The sequence below is a fragment of the Nocardioides sp. F233 genome (assembly GCF_057813895.1).
Genome location: NZ_JBVASH010000004.1, coordinates 68,749 through 86,968 on the forward strand (window position 1 = coordinate 68,749; position 18,220 = coordinate 86,968).

General features: G+C 72.3%; 17 protein-coding genes. 6 read left to right on the forward strand and 11 right to left on the reverse strand.

Annotated elements, in window-relative coordinates:
• Positions 1 to 36: 36 nt before the first annotated feature.
• From ACZYRU_RS16315 to ACZYRU_RS16330, 4 genes are all read left to right on the forward strand, one after another.
• The gene (locus ACZYRU_RS16315; RefSeq protein WP_488958152.1) at positions 37 to 741 is read left to right on the forward strand and encodes a ComF family protein; all 705 of its coding nucleotides are present in this window, start codon (positions 37 to 39) and stop codon (positions 739 to 741) included.
• 583 nt (positions 742 to 1,324) lie between these two features.
• Complete coding sequence (gene hpf, locus ACZYRU_RS16320; protein ID WP_488958153.1) at positions 1,325 to 1,948, forward strand: ribosome hibernation-promoting factor, HPF/YfiA family; 624 nt, start codon at positions 1,325 to 1,327, stop codon at positions 1,946 to 1,948.
• A 117-nt stretch (positions 1,949 to 2,065) separates the two neighbouring features.
• Positions 2,066 to 2,725 (forward strand): response regulator, encoded by a 660-nt coding sequence (locus ACZYRU_RS16325; protein WP_488958154.1) that lies wholly within the window; start codon positions 2,066 to 2,068, stop codon positions 2,723 to 2,725.
• A gap of 48 nt (positions 2,726 to 2,773) precedes the next feature.
• The gene (locus ACZYRU_RS16330; protein WP_488958155.1) at positions 2,774 to 3,982 is read left to right on the forward strand and encodes a winged helix-turn-helix domain-containing protein; all 1,209 of its coding nucleotides are present in this window, start codon (positions 2,774 to 2,776) and stop codon (positions 3,980 to 3,982) included.
• 24 nt (positions 3,983 to 4,006) lie between these two features.
• Here ACZYRU_RS16330 and ACZYRU_RS16335 read toward each other — a convergent pair whose 3' ends face one another.
• The 11 genes from ACZYRU_RS16335 to ACZYRU_RS16385 all read right to left on the reverse strand — a co-directional run bounded on the left by ACZYRU_RS16335 (position 4,007) and on the right by ACZYRU_RS16385 (position 16,698).
• Positions 4,007 to 4,996, reverse strand: a complete 990-nt coding sequence (locus ACZYRU_RS16335; protein WP_488958156.1) for a type IV toxin-antitoxin system AbiEi family antitoxin domain-containing protein — start codon at positions 4,994 to 4,996, stop codon at positions 4,007 to 4,009.
• 148 nt (positions 4,997 to 5,144) lie between these two features.
• Complete coding sequence (locus ACZYRU_RS16340) at positions 5,145 to 6,755, reverse strand: succinic semialdehyde dehydrogenase (protein WP_488958157.1); 1,611 nt, start codon at positions 6,753 to 6,755, stop codon at positions 5,145 to 5,147.
• Positions 6,752 to 8,623, reverse strand: a complete 1,872-nt coding sequence (locus ACZYRU_RS16345) for an AMP-dependent synthetase/ligase (protein WP_488958158.1) — start codon at positions 8,621 to 8,623, stop codon at positions 6,752 to 6,754. The genes ACZYRU_RS16340 and ACZYRU_RS16345 overlap by 4 nt, the downstream gene beginning before the upstream one ends.
• A 34-nt stretch (positions 8,624 to 8,657) precedes the next feature.
• Complete coding sequence (locus ACZYRU_RS16350) at positions 8,658 to 9,800, reverse strand: MlaD family protein (RefSeq protein WP_488958159.1); 1,143 nt, start codon at positions 9,798 to 9,800, stop codon at positions 8,658 to 8,660.
• On the reverse strand, positions 9,797 to 10,768 hold the full coding sequence (locus tag ACZYRU_RS16355; RefSeq protein WP_488958160.1) for an MCE family protein: 972 nt from the start codon (positions 10,766 to 10,768) through the stop codon (positions 9,797 to 9,799). Before ACZYRU_RS16355 ends, ACZYRU_RS16350 begins: the two co-directional genes overlap by 4 nt.
• Entirely contained in the window at positions 10,765 to 11,907 is a 1,143-nt protein-coding gene (locus ACZYRU_RS16360) for an MCE family protein (protein WP_488958161.1), read from the reverse strand. Before ACZYRU_RS16360 ends, ACZYRU_RS16355 begins: the two co-directional genes overlap by 4 nt.
• Positions 11,904 to 12,887 (reverse strand): MCE family protein, encoded by a 984-nt coding sequence (locus tag ACZYRU_RS16365; protein WP_488958162.1) that lies wholly within the window; start codon positions 12,885 to 12,887, stop codon positions 11,904 to 11,906. Before ACZYRU_RS16365 ends, ACZYRU_RS16360 begins: the two co-directional genes overlap by 4 nt.
• The gene (locus ACZYRU_RS16370) at positions 12,887 to 13,942 is read right to left on the reverse strand and encodes an MCE family protein (RefSeq protein WP_488958163.1); all 1,056 of its coding nucleotides are present in this window, start codon (positions 13,940 to 13,942) and stop codon (positions 12,887 to 12,889) included. Before ACZYRU_RS16370 ends, ACZYRU_RS16365 begins: the two co-directional genes overlap by 1 nt.
• Positions 13,939 to 15,039 (reverse strand): MCE family protein, encoded by a 1,101-nt coding sequence (locus tag ACZYRU_RS16375; RefSeq protein WP_488958164.1) that lies wholly within the window; start codon positions 15,037 to 15,039, stop codon positions 13,939 to 13,941. Before ACZYRU_RS16375 ends, ACZYRU_RS16370 begins: the two co-directional genes overlap by 4 nt.
• A 4-nt stretch (positions 15,040 to 15,043) precedes the next feature.
• Positions 15,044 to 15,892, reverse strand: a complete 849-nt coding sequence (locus ACZYRU_RS16380; RefSeq protein WP_488958165.1) for an MlaE family ABC transporter permease — start codon at positions 15,890 to 15,892, stop codon at positions 15,044 to 15,046.
• Positions 15,889 to 16,698 (reverse strand): MlaE family ABC transporter permease, encoded by an 810-nt coding sequence (locus tag ACZYRU_RS16385; protein ID WP_488958166.1) that lies wholly within the window; start codon positions 16,696 to 16,698, stop codon positions 15,889 to 15,891. Before ACZYRU_RS16385 ends, ACZYRU_RS16380 begins: the two co-directional genes overlap by 4 nt.
• 156 nt (positions 16,699 to 16,854) lie before the next feature.
• On the opposite strand from ACZYRU_RS16385, the gene ACZYRU_RS16390 reads away from it, so the two are divergent.
• Positions 16,855 to 17,622, forward strand: coding sequence for a MerR family transcriptional regulator (locus tag ACZYRU_RS16390; RefSeq protein ID WP_488958167.1), 768 nt, complete (start codon positions 16,855 to 16,857; stop codon positions 17,620 to 17,622).
• A 33-nt stretch (positions 17,623 to 17,655) separates the two neighbouring features.
• Positions 17,656 to 18,063, forward strand: coding sequence for a nucleoside-diphosphate kinase (ndk, locus tag ACZYRU_RS16395; protein ID WP_488958168.1), 408 nt, complete (start codon positions 17,656 to 17,658; stop codon positions 18,061 to 18,063).
• The last annotated feature ends 157 nt before the right edge of the window (positions 18,064 to 18,220 follow it).

An 18,220-nucleotide genomic window follows, 5' to 3' on the forward strand; every position in this document is an offset into this window, starting at 1 on the left:
GTTGCCCGGGTGGGGGCGGCCTGCTGAGGTGGGCCGATGGCCACCGCGCAGCTGCTCGTCGACGGGTTCGTCGACCTGGTGCTCGGATCGCGCTGCGTGGGCTGCGACCGGCCGGGGCGCCCGTGCTGCCCGGCCTGCCGCGACGTGTGCCGGGACCGGGCCGGCGACGCCCGTCCGCACTGGCCGACACCCTGCCCGGTGGGGCTGGCGCCGACCTATGGGGTGGGGGAGTACGACGGCGTGCTGCGCGACCTCGTCCTCGCCCACAAGGAGCGTCGGGTGCTCGCCCTCGCCCGGCCCCTCGGCGAGCTGCTCGCCGGTTCTGTCGAGGCAGCGGCACCTCTCGGACCGCTGGTCCTGGTCCCCGTGCCGTCGCGCGCCACGACCGTGCGCCAGCGCGGCCACGACCCCACCCTGGCCATGACCCGGGCCGCGGCCGCGCTGCTCGGCGCCGAGGTGCGGGTGGCCCGGCTGCTGCGGCTGCGCCCCGGCGTCGTCGACCAGGCCGGACTCGACGCCGCCGGCCGCGCGGCCAACCTCGCCGGCTCGATGACGGTGCCCGCTGCCGCCGTACGACGCCTCGTCCGGCGCTGCCCCCGCGCCCACGTCGTGGTGTGCGACGACGTGCTCACCACGGGCGCCACGTTGCGCGAGGCACAGCGCGCGCTGGAGGCCGCCGGGGTGTCTGTCCACGCTGCCGCGGTCGTCGCGGCAACCCGCCGCAGGAACCCCGCCAGATGAACGGTCTGAACTTCGGATGAAGCCTTTCGCCGTCACCACCGACGGACTAACGTCTGGTCATGGAGTCCGCCCGGGTCCGTGGTTGCGTCGCCCAGGCCGGGTGCGAGCCCAGCCAGGTGCGGCAAGCCGATGCCAGTCGCAGGCGAAACGGTCCACGTAAGCCGGCCCTCGGGCCGGTGATCACGGTGCGGCTTAGTCGTCAGTCCTGCCTCGGTCCGGACGTCAGATACGTCCGGCCCCGGGAGAGGGCCGGTAGTGGCAACAAGCTGCGGAAGCCCCAGCAGGCGGGTGTGGGGACGAAGACCAGGTCGGCCGGGCGGACTCCACTGTGTTCGTCTGGCGCTCGCTTCGCTCGCGCATGTCGGGCGCGCTTCCGCGCGTTGCCTTCCTCCGCTCCGCTCGCTCGTTCCTCGCTCGCTGCGCTGCGTCCAGGCAACGCGGCGCGCCCGACGGGCCGACGCTCGCTGCGCTCGCGCGGCGGCTCTCCCAAGATCTGTGTTGGTGGCGCGGTCCACCTGCACGTAGACGTCCTGCCTGGGCGGCAGGAGAACCCATCACGCCGAAATCCCCTTGGAGGTAACTGATGGATGTTGTGGTCACCGGACGGCACTGCGAGATCTCGGACAGGTTCCGGGAGCATGCCGCGGAGAAGCTCACGAAGCTGGAGAAGCACGATCACCGGATCATCCGGGTCCATGTGGAGGTGGACAGCGAACCCAATCCCCGCCAGCACGACCAGGCGGTCCACGTCGAGCTCACGGCCTTCTCCAAGGGACCGGTGATCCGGGCCGAGGCCGCCGCCGACGACAAGATGGGTGCGCTCGACCTCGCGCTCGACAAGATGGCCGCGCAGATGCGCAAGGCCGCTGACCGCCGGCGGGTGCACCGCGGCCGTCGTACGCCGGTCTCGGTCGGCAAGGCGCTCTCCGACGTCCCGACCACGGTGGTCGAGGAGGAGGACGAGGTCGCGATCGAGCGGCAGGTCGGCCCGATCACGGTCACCGGGGACGGGCCGCTCGTGGTCCGCGAGAAGACCCACCCGGCAAGCCCGATGACCCTCGACCAGGCGCTCTACGAGATGGAGCTGGTGGGCCACGACTTCTACCTGTACGTCGACAAGGAGAGCGAGCGTCCGGCCGTCGTCTATCGCCGCCGCGGCTACGACTACGGCGTCATCTCGCTCGAGGTCGGGGGTGTGGAAGGCTGACGCAGGACTCGCCGTGCGACCGTCGAAACCAGCCTCGAACGGTACTCTCACGCGAGGTCGTGTCATGATGCCGCCGTGGCGGATGGTACTTCGCCGGCCGCAGCACCGGGACAGCCCGTGAGCGAGCCGGTACGTGTGGTGGTGGTCGACGACCAGGAGCTGTTCCGGCGCGGGCTGACCATGCTCCTGGGCATCGAGGACGGCATCGAGGTCGTCGGCGAGGCCAGCAACGGCATCGACGGCGTGAGTCTCGTGGTCAGCAGCGTGCCCGACGTGGTGCTGCTGGACGTCCGGATGCCCAAGCAGTCCGGGATCGAGGCGTGCGTCGCGATCAAGGAGGCGGTCCCGATGACGAAGATCATCATGCTGACCGTCTCCGACGACGAGGCCGACCTCTACGAGGCGGTCAAGAGCGGTGCCTCGGGCTACCTCCTCAAGGACTCGTCCATCGAGGAGGTGGCCCAGGGCATCCGCGTCGTCGCCGACGGCCAGTCGCTGATCAGCCCGTCCATGGCGGCCAAGCTGATCGACGAGTTCAAGACGATGTCGAAGCCCGACCGCGCCGCCGGCCCGGCCCTCAAGCTCACCGAGCGTGAGCTCGAGGTGCTCCGGTTCGTCGCGCGCGGCCTGAGCAACCGCGACGTCGCCGCGCAGCTCGCGATCAGCGAGAACACCGTCAAGAACCACGTCCGCAACATCCTCGAGAAGCTCCAGCTGCACTCGCGGATGGAAGCGGTCATGTACGCCGTGCGCGCCAAGCTGGTCGAGCTGGAGTAGCTCGACCGGCTCGGCCGGGCTGTCGGCGGCTGCTTCTAGGGTGGGCCCGTGCCCACCACGCAGTCGTTGTCGCTCGCCCAGGCCCGCCGGATCGCGCTGGCCGCGCAGGGCTTCCTCGACCCTGCCCACAGCGCCCCGACGCTGCGCACCTTCGACCGCACCCTGGCCCGCACGGGCGTGCTGCAGGTCGACAGCGTCAACGTGCTGCAGCGCGCCCACTTCATGCCGCTCTACTCCCGGATGGGCGGCTACGACGTCGACCTGCTGCAGCGCGCCGCCAGCGGGCGCAACCGGCGGGTGGTGGAGTACTGGGCGCACGTGCAGGCGTTCATGCCCGTCGAGCTGTGGCCCGCGATGCGGCACCGGATGGACGACTACCGCGCCCGGCGCGGGAAGTGGTTCACCGTCGAGGAGGGCGACCAGCTCGAGTCGGCGCTGATCGCCGAGATCACCGACCGGGGCGCCAGCACCGCGCGTGAGCTCGACGACGGCCTGCCGCGCACGAAGGACCACTGGGGTTGGAACTGGTCACGCACCCGCCGGATGCTCGACTACCTCTACATGACTGGCGAGCTGGCCATCGCGGGGCGCAACAGCCAGTTCGAGATCCGCTACGACCTGCCTGAGCGGGTCCTGCCGGCCGCCGCCCTGGACGCCCCGGCGATGACTGCCGCCGAGGCCCACGTCGAGCTCGTACGACGAGCGGCCCGGTCCCACGGCGTGGCCTCGGCCAACTGCCTGGCCGACTACTACCGGATCCGGATCGGGGAGGCCCGGGTCGCGATCGACGAGCTCGTCGCCGCCGGTGAGCTGGAGCCGGTCGAGGTGCAGGGGTGGAAACGCCCGGCGTACCTCCACCCCGAGGCGCGGCTCCCGCGCCGCGTCGGCGCCCGGTCGCTGCTCAGCCCGTTCGACCCGGTGGTGTGGGAGCGCGATCGGGCCGAGGCGCTGTTCGACTTCTTCTACCGCATCGAGATCTACGTGCCGGCCGAGCAGCGGGTGCACGGCTACTACGTGCTCCCGTTCCTGCTCGGCGACCGGATCGTCGGCCGGGTCGACCTCAAGGCCGACCGGGCCACGGGGCGGCTGCTCGTGCAGTCGGCGTGGTCCGAGCCGCACGCCCCCGCGGAGACGGCGGGGGAGCTGGCCGCCGAGCTGGAGCGGCTGGCCGGGTGGCTCGGCCTGGCCGAGGTCGTGGTCGCCCCGAAGGGCGACCTCGCCCCGGCGCTGATCGCAGAGGTGGCTCGGGCTGCCTGACGAGCGGCACCGGCGGGTTGCCGATCAGCCCATTCGATCCGCGCCCCGCCGATCCCGGCCGGAGCACGCCGGGCACGTCGTCGGGGATCCCGTCCATCCGGCGACCTGCAGGAGGCGCGCGACCTTGGCTGCCGTGACGCACGACCGCGCGAGTACCTGTCCGTAGCCGAGGCGCACGGTGTCGGCGCCGTCGAGCGCGGCATCGAGGTCCCGCTCCAGGTCGCGATCCCGGTCCCGCGCGGAGTCGTGACCGAGCCGGCCGTCGAGCTCGACGATCTTGCGCCAGGCGGGCCGTCGTCCGCCGTACACGACGTCGCGGAACATCCGGCGCCCTTGGCTGTCGCGCGCAGCGACCTGCCGAAGTCCGCGGGGCAGGTCGTGGGCGCGCTCGACGCGTGTCAGGTACGCATGCTCCAGCACCGAGCAGGTGCCGTCCGCGATGTCATGCAGCACGTCGGCGAGCAGTTGGCGGCGCGCCAGTCGGGACATCCCGACGATCCGGTCCTGAAGCCGCGCGGCCGTGGTGCGACGGCCCCCGCAGGCGTCCGCGAGGATCGCGACCGCGGCCAGCGCGTCGGGCGCGCGGTCGGCGAGCTCCACGATGGCGTCGTCGTAGTGCTGTCGTGGCGGGCTCAGGTGGGTCTGGACGGCGCCGTCGAAGCGACGCGACTCGCGGATCCGCACGCCCGGCACGGGATCGAGCGCGCGGCCGTGAGGGACGAGCACCTCGATCGGGCTGTCGTCATCGTGCTGTCGCCGCCCGGGACCTTCGTGAGCGCGGACGGCTGACCACCCGGCAAGCGCGGCCGGCCAGCAGGCGAGAACCGCGGCCCAGGCGCGCTGGCGCCACGTGAGCGGGCCGGTGTGGTTCACATAGACGCCGGGATGGACGCGCACCCACTCGCGGCGGCGGACCTTGCGCGCGACGAAGGTGGGAGTGCGGCCGGAGGCCAGGACCTGACGGCGGGCGATGACGCCGTCCTGGCGGTCGAGGAGGTCGTCGATGGGATCCATGATCTCGGCCTGTCCCACGGTCAGGCCGACCAACCATCCGCCGATCGGGCCTGTGGACGGGAGCGTGAGTCGGCGTCGACGAACCGCAACGGCGGGCTGGGGATCAACCTGCTTGATCTCCAGCCCGCCGTTGTGACGTCCGTCCGCGTCAGCGCACCCGCAGCCTCCTGAGCAGCTTCAGCTGCGCATTGCCGATCCCCACGAACTTCTCCAGGGCCATGCCGGCGGGTGGGCCGAGGGGGACCAGGCGCTGGGTGGCGACGGTCTGCGACTCGGTGTACTTCCGCATGCCCTCCGCGCCGTGGCGCCGGCCCAGGCCGCTGTCGCCCATGCCGCCCATCCCGGCCTCGATCGAGCCCGCCGCGGCGGCGGCACCGTCGTTGATGTTGACCGAACCGGCCCGGATCCGCTGAGCCAGCGCCTCGGCGTGGGCGGTGTTGCGCGACCAGATGCTGGCCGAGAGGCCGTAGCGGCCCTCGTTGGCCTTCTCGATCGCGTCGAGGTCGGTGGCCACGCGGTACAGCGAGATCACCGGGCCGAAGGTCTCCTCGAGGCAGACCGGCATGTCGGCGGTGACGCCCTCGAGCACGGTCGGCTCGTGGACGAGCGGGCCGAGGTCGGGGCGCGCCCGGCCACCGGTCAGGACCCGCGCCCCGCCGGCGACGGCGGAGGCGACGTGGGAGGTGACTGCCTCGAGCTGGGCCGGGGAGGCCAGCGAGCCGACGTCGACGGTGTAGTCGTACGTCTGCCCGAGGGTGAGCGCCTCGGTGGCGGCCACCAGGGCGGACCGGAAGGCGTCGTACACGTCCTCGTGGACGATCACCCGCTCGATGTGGATGCACATCTGGCCGGTGTTCGCGAAGGCCGCCGCCACGCAGCCGGCCGCGGCCTTCTCGACGTCGGCGTCGGCGAGCACGATGAGCGGGTTCTTGCCGCCCAGCTCGAGGGAGGCCGCGATCAGCATCTCGCCGGCGCGACGACCGACCGAGCGGCCGGTCGCGGTCGAGCCGGTGAAGCAGATGTGGTCGACGCCGGCACCCGGTGCGTCCGGGGAGCCGATGAGGGCGTCGCCGACGACCGAGCCCGGACCCACGACGACGTGCCAGATGTCGCGGGGGAGACCGGCCTCGGCGAGCAGCGCCCGGGTCCACAGCAGGGTGAGCGGCGTCTGCGAGTCGGCCTTGCTGACCACGCCGTTGCCGGCGAGCAGGGCGGGGAGCACGTCGCCGACGGCGAGGTAGAGCGGGTAGTTCCAGGGCGAGATCATCCCGATGACGCCCTTCGGCACCCGCACCTCGCGGACCCTGGTCAGCCCGGGCATCGCGCCGCGGACCTTGTTGTCGACGAGGTAGCGGCGGCCGTGCCGGGCGTAGTGCCGCGCGATCGTGGCGACCTGGAGGATCTCCTGCCAGGCGCTGAACCGGGACTTGCCCATCTCCCACTGGATCAGGTCGATCACCTCGTCCTGCCGCTCCACGAGCAGGTCGTGGAAGCGCAGCACGATCCCGGCGCGGGTGCTCCACGGCAGCAGCGCCCACCGGTGCTGGGCCGCACGGGCGCCGGCGATCGCGGAGACGACGTCGGAGGCGCTGGAGACGGGTACGTCGGCGGTCGGCTGCCCGTCGTACGGCGCGATCGCGGTGCTCGTCGCGGTCGAGGCCTCGTCGCGGAACACCCAGCGGTTCCACCCGGCGATCCGTTCGTCGGTGACCCAGCCCGGGCGGGCGGTGGCGGCAGGAGCGACAACAGTGGTGGTCACGAGTAGAGCCTCTCCAGGACGTCGGCGTACTTGGCGTGGACGACGCGGCGCTTGAGCTTGAGCGTCGGCGTGAGCTCCTCGGACTCGGCGGTCCACTCGACCGGGAGCAGCTCCCAGGCCTTGACCTGCTCGGGCCGCGAGAGGCGGTCGTTCGCGGCGTCGACGGCCTGCTGGGCGACCGCGAGCATGGCGGGGTGCTGGGCCAGCTCGGCGAGCGAGGTGCCGCCCGGGATGCCGAGCTGCGCGCCGACCAGCGGCGCGATCTCGGCGTCGAGGGTGAGCACCGCGACGACGTACGGCTTGCCCTCGCCGAAGACCAGCGAGTGGCCGACGATCGGGCTCTCCTTGAGGTAGTTCTCGATGTTGGAGGGCGCGATGTTCTTGCCGGAGGAGGTGATGATCATCTCCTTCTTCCGGTCGACGACCTTGAGGAAGCCGTCCGTGTCGATCTCGCCGATGTCGCCGGTGTGCACCCAGCCGTCGGCGTCGATGAGCGCGGCGGTCGCCTCGGGCTGCTTGTAGTAGCCCTTCGAGGCCACCGGGCCGCGGGCCAGGATCTCGCCGTCCTCGGCGAGGGCGATCTCGATGCCGGGCAGGGCGCGGCCGACGGTGCCGAGGCGGAACTGGTCCGGGCCACACGAGGTGACGGCGGCGCAGGTCTCGGTCATGCCGTAGACGTCGTAGATGCGCATGCCGAGGCCGGCGAAGAACCTCGCGACCTCCAGCGGCATCGGGGCCGCGGCGGACGCGGCCCACTCGCAGCGGTCCAGGCCGAGCAGTGCGCGCAGGAAGGCGAGCAGCCCGGCGTCGGCGGCCTGGTAGCGGGCCTCGAGCTCGGGGGAGACCGTGCTGCCGGCCTGGAGCGCCTCGACGTACTCCAGTCCGATGGCGAGCGCGCCCTCGACCTGGGCCTTCTTCTCGGGGTCGGTCTCGGCGGCGAGCTTGGCGGAGATGCCGGTCCTGATCTTCTCCCAGACCCGCGGGACGCCGAAGAAGCGCGTCGGGTGCACCTCCCCGAGGGCGCCGAGCAGCAGCGCGGGGTCGGCGATCAGGTGGATGTGGGCGCCCATGACCTGCGGGATGTACATGCCGAGCGTGCGCTCGGCGATGTGGGCGAACGGCAGGTAGGAGATGAACTCGTTGTGCTGCGTCGGCGAGGCCACGCGCAGCGAGCAGAGGCATTCGTAGAGCACCGCGTGGTGGGTGAGCACCACGCCCTTCGGGTTCCCGGTGGTGCCCGACGTGTAGAGGATCGTCAGCGGGTCGTCGGGGGAGATGCCCGCGGTGCGCTCGGCCAGCTCGGTCGCGTGGTCGCCGCGCCAGGCGGCACCGGAGGCGAGGAAGGCGTCCCAGGCGACGAAGCGGTCGTCGCCCTCGGGTGCGGCCACGTCGATCACGACGACGGTGCGGATCGAGGTGGACTCGGCGAGCGCGCGCTCCCAGCGGGCGAGGTGGTCGGCGCTCTCGAGCACGACGACGGCGGGCTCGGCGTGCCCGGCGACGTAGGCCACCTGGTCGGGGGAGAGGGTGTTGTAGACCGACATCGACACCCCGGCGGCGTGCACGACTCCGAGGTCGGCGACGACGTGCTCGATCCGGTTGCTCGCCATCAGCGCGACCCGGTCGCCCGCGGCGACTCCCGCAGCCATCAGCGCCCCGGCGAGGTCGAGTGCCTGCTCGCGCAGCTCGGTCCAGCCGACCGTGCGCCAGCCGGGTGCGTACCCGGCGGACAGGTCGATCCCGACCTTGTCGGAGTACGCCGCCCGGTCGCCCTCGGCCTCGACGGTGCGGGCCAGGGCGGCGGGCAGGGTGAGGCCGGCGATCTCCTGCTCGATCTCGGCACGGATCGTCAGGGTGTCGGTGCTCATCGTGGTTCCTCTCGGTTCGACGGACGGGACGGGACTACTGCTGGGGGACCTCGGCGGAGCCGCGGCCCTGGGTGCCCTTCGGCGGATCGGTGCAGCGCACGTCGGTGCGCGGCTCGCGGCGGCTGGTGTCCTGGACGTCGCGCTGGACGCTGCGGTCGTAGACGCAGTTCTTGAGGATCCGCGGGACGAGTAGGACCCGGCCGCTGCCGTCGCGGGTGCTGCCGGCCATCACGTCGGCCTGGACCGGCGCCCAGTCCAGCCAGTGCTGGAGGCCGCGCAGGTGCTCGGCGGCCATCTCCGTCAGGGGTACGCCGTCACGAAGCATCCGACGCAGCTGCGGCGAGGCCGCCCGCCACCAGCGCTCGAGACGAGGCACCAGGTCGATGGCGGTCGTGACGGTGCTGCGGACGGCGGGTGTGGCCTTCGCGAGTGACTGGGCGACGGCTTCGAGGTCGGCGGAGAGCCGGCGGATCTCGGGGGAGAGGTCGGCCACCGTGCTCAGCGGTGTCTCGGCCTGCTTCGCGAGCCTCGTGAGGTCCGGCTCGAGGCGGCGCAGCATCGCGAACGCGCTCTCCAGCTCGATCGCCAGCGAGCGCAGGTCGACGTCCTGGTCGTTGTCGCCGAAGATCGCGGCGGTCTCGGTGGCGATGGTCTGCACGTCGGCGACGTCGAGGTGCGACATCAGCCGCTGGGCGTGCGCCAGGACGTCGGGCACGCCCAGCGGCACGCTGGTCGCCGACACGGGAACCGTCGCGCCGTCGGCGAGGTAGGGACCCTTGCCCGAGGACGGACGTACGTCGAGGTACTGCTCGCCGACCGCGGACAGGTTGCGCACCTCCATCGCACTGTCCCGCGGCACCTCGACGCCGGACTCGATCTCGATGCGCGCGACCACGCCGACACCGGGCTTCGCGCTGAGCCGGACGTCGGTCACCTCGCCGATCCGCTGGCCGCGGTAGGTGACGACCGAGCCCTCGTGCAGGCCGGCGGCCTGGGGGAGCTCGACGGTCACGGCGTACGGGTGGTGGAAGAGAGAGCCGCCGACGACCGTGTCGGCGACGTAGACGACGCCGCCGACCAGGATCACGAGGATCAGCGACTGGGCGATCCGGATCCGGCGCCGCCACATCCGGGCCGTGGCGGCGACGGCCTCGATGGGCGTGGGGCGGCGGCTCACTGCGCGCCTCCCGTCGCGGCCAGGGCCTTGAGATCGAGCAGGAAGGTCAGGTCGAAGTTGGCGAAGTCGCCGGGCGCGGCCTTGTCGCTGCCCTCGGCGAAGGCGACCAGGCCGGTCATCACGCCGTCGATGTCGTCGCGGCCGGCGAGCAGGGTCCGGACCACCGGCTTCATGTCCTTCAGCTGGGCGACGAGGTCCTCGCGCACGGCCGCGGTGAGCGGGGTGGCGACGGCGTCGAACCTGCTCAGCGACTCCATCGCCCTGACCAGCTGCGCGCGCTGCTGGTCGAAGGTGGTGACCAGCCCGGTGAGCGTCGTGAGGGAGCGGGTGATCTCGGGCAGGTCGCCGGCCAGCCGGGTGGTCAGCCGGTCCAGTGACGCGGTCAGCCGGTCGACCTGCGGGAAGTCGGCGTTCAGGTCGGTGACCGCGGTGTCGAGACGACCCAGCAGGCGCCGTACGTCGTCGGCGTTGCCGGTCAGCGCGACGTTGAGCTGGTCGATGATCGTGGAGATGTCGGCGAAGCTGCCGCCGGTGACCACCGTGGACAGGGCGCTGAGCAGGTCGGTCACGTCGGGCGCGCTGCCGGTCGCGGCGACCGGGATCCTCGCGCCGTCGGCCAGCACGGCGCCGGTCTCGCCGGGGAACAGCTGCACGAACGCCGTACCCATGGGCGAGGTCAGCCGGATCTCGGCGCGCGAGGAGTCGCGCAGCTGCACGGCCGTCGACAGCGCGAGCTCGACCTCGGCGACGTAGTCGCCCGCCGCGACCGCGGTGACCTGCCCGACGGTCGCGCCGTCGAGCTTCACCGGCGCGTCGACGGGGAGGTTGAGGGCGTCGCCGAACTCGACCGTGACGGCGTACGTCGGACCGTCGACCAGGTCCGGCAGCGGCACGTCCTCCAGGGTCAGCCCGCAGCCGGCGGTGAGGGCGCCGAGGAGGATCGCGAGTGTTGCCAGGGTCCGCCTCATGGGATCGCCCCCGGGAGGCCGTCGTAGACGCCGTCGAGGAGCGGGTCGAGCAGCCCGGTGCCCTGCCCGGTGAAGAGCAGCCCGCAGATCCGGGTGCCGGTGTCGCCGGCGAGCGCCTCCGCGAAGACCCGGCAGCTGTGGTCGCGGAAGGCCGCGGAGAAGGGGCCGGCGCTGAAGGCGAACTGCACGCGCAGCCGGCCGAGGTCCCAGTCGTAGGCGCGGGCGAAGTTCTCCGCCATCGTCGGCATCGTGTCGAAGGCCTCCGCCAGCGAGTCCTGCCGGGAGCGGACCAGGGCGACCACGTCGGCGAGGCCCTTCAGGTCGTTGCCGAGGACGCCACCGTTCTGCTTCAGGAAGCGGTTGGCCAGCCGGGTGAGCTCGTCGAGGCTGTCGAGGGTCGCGACCAGCTCCTGGCGCTGGTCGGCGAGGACGTCGCCGGTGTCGGCGGCGGCCCGGGTGAAGTCGCGGATGCTGCGGTCGCGCTCGGCCAGCGTGCCGACCAGGGTGACCAGGTTGTCGGTGACCGCGGTCAGGTCGCCGTCCTTCGCGTTGATCATCGCCAGCGCGTCGCGGCTCTCGGCGAGCGCGGCCCGCAGGTGCGGCCCGTTGCCGTCCAGGGTCGTGGCGGTGGCGGCGAGCACGTCGCCCAGTCCCTTGCCGCCGTTGCTGCCGGGGCCGTCGGGGCCGCCGTCGAGGGCGAGCACCAGGTCGTCGATCGCCTTCGCGATCTCGTCGACGGTGGCAGGTGCCCGGGTGTGGTCGGCGGCGATGTGGGCGCCCGACGCGAGGGTGGGGCCGTCGGTCCAGGCCGGTCCGAGCTCGACGTACCGGTCCGTGACGAGGGAGCCCTGCAGGATCTCGGCGCCCGCGTCGCGGGGGACCCGGGTGTCCGGGGCGAGGTGCATGACCACCCGCATGGTCGCGCCCTGCGGCTCGATCCGGACGATCTCGCCGACCCTCACCCCGAGGTAGGTGACGTCGTTGCCGACGTACACGCCGGTCGTGTCGGCGAAGTCGGCGGTCACGACGAGGTCGCCGGGGTCGTCGCCGCCGAGCCAGCCGAGCAGCCGGGCGCCGGAGAGGAGGAGGGCCAGGGCGACGACGACCCCGGCTGCGGTGAGGATCCTGGGCCGGCTCACTTGCAGTCCTCCGGCGTGATCGAGCAGACCAGGTCGTCGGGGATGATCGCCCAGGGCGCGTTGACCCCGAGCCACGGCCCGTCGCCGGTCGCGTTGGTGAAGACCCGCATGGTCGGACCGGCGAGCTCGAGGGTCGTGTCGAGCTTCGCGCGGTGCTCGTCGAGGACCCGCAGCACGGTGCGCAGGTCGCGCAGGGCCGGCTTGAGCTGGGGCGCGGTGGCGCGGACCAGCGCGGTGAGACCGGTGACGAAACGGTGCGCGTCCGACAGCAGCGCCCGCAGCGTCTCCTTGCGCTGCTGGACCATCAGCATCACCGTCGTGCCGTGGGCGAGGACCTGGTCGAGCTCGTCGCTCTGGGCGAGGACGACGTCGGTGACCTTGCGGATCGAGGTCAGCAGCCCGTCGAGCTGCTGCTCGCGGTCGTTGGCGATCGCCGACACCCCGGCGATCCCGTCGAGGGCGTCCCGCAGGGCGTCGGGCTCGACGGCGAGGTCGGTCGCCAGTACGTCGACCGCCTGGTGCACCCGGTCGAGGTCGAGCGCCTCGACCTGGGGCGTGGACTCCAGCCAGAACCGCTCGATCGTGTAGCTGTCGACGGCGTGCTCGACGGCGATCGTGCTGTCGTCGCCCAGCGCCGCGCCCTTGCCGGGGGCGAGCGAGAGGAAGCGCTCGCCGAGGATGGAGAGCAGCTTGACCTGCACGCTGCTGTCCTCGGTGACGCCGAGGTCCCCGGGAGCGCCGGTCAGGCTGAACCGGACGTCGACCTGGTCGCGATCGGCCGTCACCGCGATCACCTCGCCGATCTTCAGCCCCGCCATCCGTACGTCGTCCCCGGGCTCCAGTCCCGCGGCGTGCCGGAGTCGCGCGTGGTACGCCGGGTCGCCCGCGAGCGCCCGGACCCCGAGCAGCAGCAGGCCCAGCACGACCAGGGCCGCGACCAGGCGCAGCGGCCAGGCGAGCCGTCCGAGCGTCGCGGACATCAGCGGCACCTCGTCGAGTGCTTGTTGCCGGTCACGCCGAGGTCGAGCTTGAACGGGACGCCGGCACCGCCCGCGGCGAGAGTGCACACGTAGACGTTGAGGTAGCTGCCGTAGCCGAGGGTGCGCAGGTAGGTGTTCAGCTGCCGGGGGACCGCGGCACCGGTCTGCACGAGCAGGTCGCGGCGCTGGGCGAGGTAGCGGAACCACGGGGTGCTCAGGTCGGCCACGTCGACGACCGGCTGACGGACCTCGCCGACCAGGTCGGCGGTCGTGGCCGAGAGCCGGGCGATCGAGTCGAGGCTGGTCGCGATCCGGTCGCGGTCCTTCGCGAGGCCGCCGGTGAGGGACGCCAGACCGTCGACCAGGCGGGTGATCTCGGTGCGGTGCTCGTCGGTGGTGTCGAGGACGAGGGTCACGTTGTCGACGACCTTCGCGAGCGTGGCGTCACGGTCGACGATGCCGGAGGTCAGCTTCGCCGTCTGGTCAAGCAGGTGCGTCATCGTGGGGCCCTGGCCCTGCAGCACCTCCACGATGTTGGTCGCGAGCTGGTTGATGTCGGCGGGCTGCAGCAGGTCGAAGATCGGCTGGAAGGCGTTGAACATCGCGGTCAGGTCGAGCGCGGGCCGCGTGCGGGCGAGCGGGATCCGGGCGCCGTCGGCGAGCCGGCCGGCCTCCGCGGTGCGGTCGGGCCGGGCCAGGGCGACGTACCGCTGGCCCATCAGGTTGAGGTAGTCGACCGACGCGGTCACGTCGTCGTGCAGCCGCTGGTCGGCGTCGACGCTCATCGTCACGACCGCGAGGCCGCGCTCGTCGCCGGTGCCGAGGCGGGTGCCGGTGACTCGGCCGACCCTCACCCCGGCGATGCGTACGTCGTCGCCGGCGCGCAGGCCGGTCGCGTCGCGGAACACCGCGGTGACCGTGATCGCCTCGCCGTGCTGGGCGCGGGACAGGGTGCCGGCGACCATGCTGGTCAGCACGACGGCCACCAGCGCGAAGACGGCGACCCCGAGCACGGCGCCGCGGTGGCGACGCAGCTCGCTGAGCTGGCGGCTCATCGCGTGCCTCCGCAGGGTCCGGTCAGCCCGCGGTAGGTGGGGCAGTCCTTCGGGTCGGCGGGGTCGTAGGGGTCGAGCAGCTGGGGCGCGAGCACGCCCTCCATCTGGATCCGGCCGTTCCTGACCGCGTTGGCGCCGTTGCGCAGCAGCACGGGCACCTTGCGGAGCAGCTCGGCGAAGGCGGGGTAGCGCTCGGCGAAAACCTCGAGCGTCGCGGCGCTGGCGTTGAGCAGCCGGGCCGTGGCCGCGCCGTTCTCGCGCAGGAACGTGGTCACGCCGGTCTCGCCGTCGAGGAGCTCGGGTACGTCGGCCAGCAGCTGCGAGATCTCCGCCTGCTGCTGCACGAAGGTCCGGGCCAGCGGCCGGGTGTCGCGCAGCGCCTCCACCAGCTGCGGCTCGACGTCGGCTGCCAGGTCGGTGTCGCGGGCGAGCAGGTCGAGGTCCTCGCGCACCTGTGGGTGCAGGTCGGCCCAGCGGCCGAGGAAGCCGTTGCCGTCGCGCACCAGCTCCGCGATCCGCGCGCCCCGACCGTCGAGGGCGTCGGCGAGCTGGGACAGCGCGACGTCCCACTGCGCCGGGTCGACGGCCGCGAGCAGCCGCTGGGTCGCGGAGAAGGTGTCCATCAGCCGCAACGTCGCGGTCGACGTGTCCGCCGGTACGACGGCGCCCTCGGCCAGATGCGCGCTCGCGGCGGCGGACGGGGTGGGGATCGCGGCGGAGTCGGCGCTGACCAGGTCGACGTACTCGTTGCCGAACAGGGTGCCCGGCAGCACCCGCGCGACCACGCTCGCCGGGATCAGCGCTGCGTGCTCGGGCGCGACGAGCACCTCAGCGCTCGGGCCGGCGGGGTCGACCTCGACGACGCGCCCGACGCGGAGGCCGTCGTACTTCACGTCGGAGTTGATCCCGAGCGTGTCGCCGACGGTGGGGAGCTGGACGGTCACCCGGACGTCGTCGCTGACGATGCCGAGGGTCTGCAGGCCGAGCACGCCGGTGAGTGCACCGAGCAGCAGGAAGCCGACGACGCCGACCGCGGCCAGCCGCAGCCGCAGGACGCGTGGATCGGCCGACGAATGGGCGAACAGGAACTCGCTCACCGGCTCACCCCGAGATCTGCACCTGCTGGTCCGCGCCCCACAGGAGCAGCGTCAGCAGGATGTCGACGACGGTGAGCGAGATGATGCTGGCCCGGATCGCGCGGCCGGTCGCCCGGCCCACGCCCTCGGGGCCGCCGGTGGCGGTGAAGCCGTGGTAGCAGTGGATGAGGGTGACCACGGTCGTCAGCACGACGACCTTGATCGCCGAGTAGATGACGTCGACCGGCGCGACGAAGGTGCGGAAGTAGTGGTCGTACGTGCCGGCCGACTGGCCGTAGAAGGTGGTGACCATCAGGTCGGTGGCGACGTAGGTGCCGACCAGGCCGATCAGGTAGAGCGGCAGGACGACGATCCACGCGGCGACCAGGCGGGTGCTGATCAGGTAGGGGATCGGGCGGATCGCCATCGACTCGAGCGCGTCGATCTCCTCGCTGATCCGCATCGCGCCCAGCCGGGAGGTGAAGCCGCAGCCGATCCGCGCGGCGAAGCCGAGCGCGGCGACCATCGGCGCGAGCTCGCGGGTGTTGGCGTACCCGGAGATGAACCCGGTCAGCGGCGCCAGGCCGATCACGTCGAGGCCCTGGTAGCCCTCGAGGCCGACCTCGGTGCCGGTGAGCGTCGACAGGAGCAGGACGACGCCGACCACGCCGCCGCCGACGAGGAAGATGCCCGAGCCGAGGGTGACCTCGGCGAGCACCCGCTGGATCTCGCCGCGGTAGCGGGTGAGCGCGATCGGCAGCGCCACGATCGCGCGCCAGGCCAGGACCAGCTGCAGGCCGATGCCGGCCAGTGGCCCGACGACCGCCTTGTCGACGGTCTGCTCGATGGCCCGGGCGGGGTCGATGGCCGTCACCCGATCGGCCCTCCGGCGAAGGTGCTGTAGACCTGTGAGATGACGAAGTTGGCGGCGAAGAGCAGCACGAAGTTGGTCACCACCGCGCTGGTGACCGCCTCGCCGACGCCGGTCGGGCCGCGCTCGGCGCGCAGTCCCTGGTACGACGCGACCAGTGCGCAGATCACCGCGAAGATCGCCGCCTTGGCCAGCGAGAGCCACAGGTCGGAGACCTGGGCGAGGGTCGTGACCGAGGCGAGGTAGCTGCCCGGCGGCAGGTCCTGCAGCACCACGCTGACACTCAGCGTGGTGATGATGGTGAAGAACATGACGACGCCGTTGAGCAGCACGGCGACGGCGATGATCGCGAACATCCGCGGCACGACGAGCCGCTCGACCACGGAGAGGCCCATCACCTCCATCGCGTCGATCTCCTCGCGGATCCGGCGCGAGCCGAGGTCGGCACAGATCGCGGAGCCCGCGACGCCGGACAGCATCAGCGCGGTGATCAGGGGAGAGGCCTGGCGTACGACGGCCAGGGTGTTGCCGGCGCCGGTGAACGCGACGGCGCCGACCTCCTGGGCCAGCACGCCGACCTGCAGCGCGAGGATGATGCCGAACGGGACCGAGACCGCGAGCGCGGGCAGCGTGCAGACCCGGATCGCGTACCAGGTCTGCACCACGGTCTCAGCCAGGGGGAACCGGCGCCCGGTGATCGACCCGAGCGCGGCCGCGAGGACCCGGCGGGTGAACCCGAGCAGTGCGACGACCTCCGCCAGCGGCCTGCCGAGGGCCGGGTGGACCCGCGGGGCGCTGTGGGCGGGCATGGCGCTCCTGTCGTCGTACGGCTGCGGTCAGGCTCGGAGGGGGCACGATGACAGTAGAACTGTCACACACGTACTGTCCACGTCGATGTGACGCACGTCAACCCTTTCGCAGATCCCTCGTTGCACGCGGCAAATGACAGTCGTACTGTGACAGTCATGAGTTCTGTTGCGGGGGTCGACTCGGCGCCCCAGGCCGACGACGGCGGCCCGCTGCGCACCGTCGACGAGCTGGCCGCGGCCGCCGGGCTGACCGTGCGGACCACCCGCTACTACGCCAGCCTCGGCCTGCTCCCGCCGCCCGCGCGACGCGGCCGGATGGCCTGGTACGACGACACCCACCTCGCGCGCCTGGAGATGATCCGCGCGCTGCAGGGCCACGGCTTCACGCTGCAGGCGATCGAGAAGTACCTCGCCTCGTTGCCCGCCGACGCCGGCGTCGAGGACCTCGCCGTGCAGCGCGCGATGCTCACGTCATGGACGGTGGGGGAGCCGCAGGAGCTCACCCGCCGCCAGCTCGACCAGCACGCCGGGCGCCGGCTCACCGACGACGAGGTGACCCTGATCGAGGAGTTCGGCCTGCTCCGCGCGGTCGCCGACGAGCGCGGTGGTGTCCGCTACACCCCGGTCCACGGCTTCGACGTCGCCGTCCAGCTGCTCGAGGTCGACATCCCCGTCGCCGGCATGCGCGCCGCCGGGGATGCCATCGAGCGGCACATGTCGGCGCTCGCCGAGGAGCTCACGCGGGTGCTCCACGACGAGGTGGTCGAGCCCTGGCGTCATGCCAGTGACCACCACTCCCGCGAGGACGCCGAGCAGCTCGAGGCCACCATCAGCACCCTGCGCCGGCTCACCCTCGACGCGATCGTGCGCGGCTTCCAGCGCTCCGCCAACAAGGTCATCGCCCGCTCGCTCGACCGCGGCTGAGGCGCCGCCCGGTCGGCGTACTAAGGTCGCGCCGTGACCCAACGCACTCTCGTCCTGCTCAAGCCCGACGCGGTCCGCCGCGGCCTGGTCGGCAACGTGCTGGCCCGGTTCGAGGCCAAGGGCCTGGGCATCGTCGCCATGGAGCACCGTCACATCGACGCCGCGATGGCCGACGCCCACTACGCCGAGCACGTCGAGCGCGACTTCTACCCGCCGCTGCGCACGTTCGTGACGAGTGGCCCGCTGGTGGCGCTGGTGCTCGAGGGCGACGAGGCGATCGAGGTGGTCCGCGCGCTCAACGGTGCGACCGATGGCCGCAAGGCTGCGCCGGGCACCATCCGGGGCGACCTGTCGCTGTCGAACCGCGAGAACCTGGTCCACGGCTCCGACTCGCCGGAGTCGGCTGCGCGCGAGATCGCGCTCTGGTTCCCCAGCCTCTGAGGTCCGCCCGCTGCAGGGATACCCGCTTCAGCGGGTATCCCGTCGCTTCCTGACCGTTGCAACCGTCAGGAAGCGACGGAACCCGTCAGGTGACGTGACGCGTGTGACTCCTGAGACGCGCCGCGCCGTACGGCGTGCCTGCGCGTCCTGACCCGTC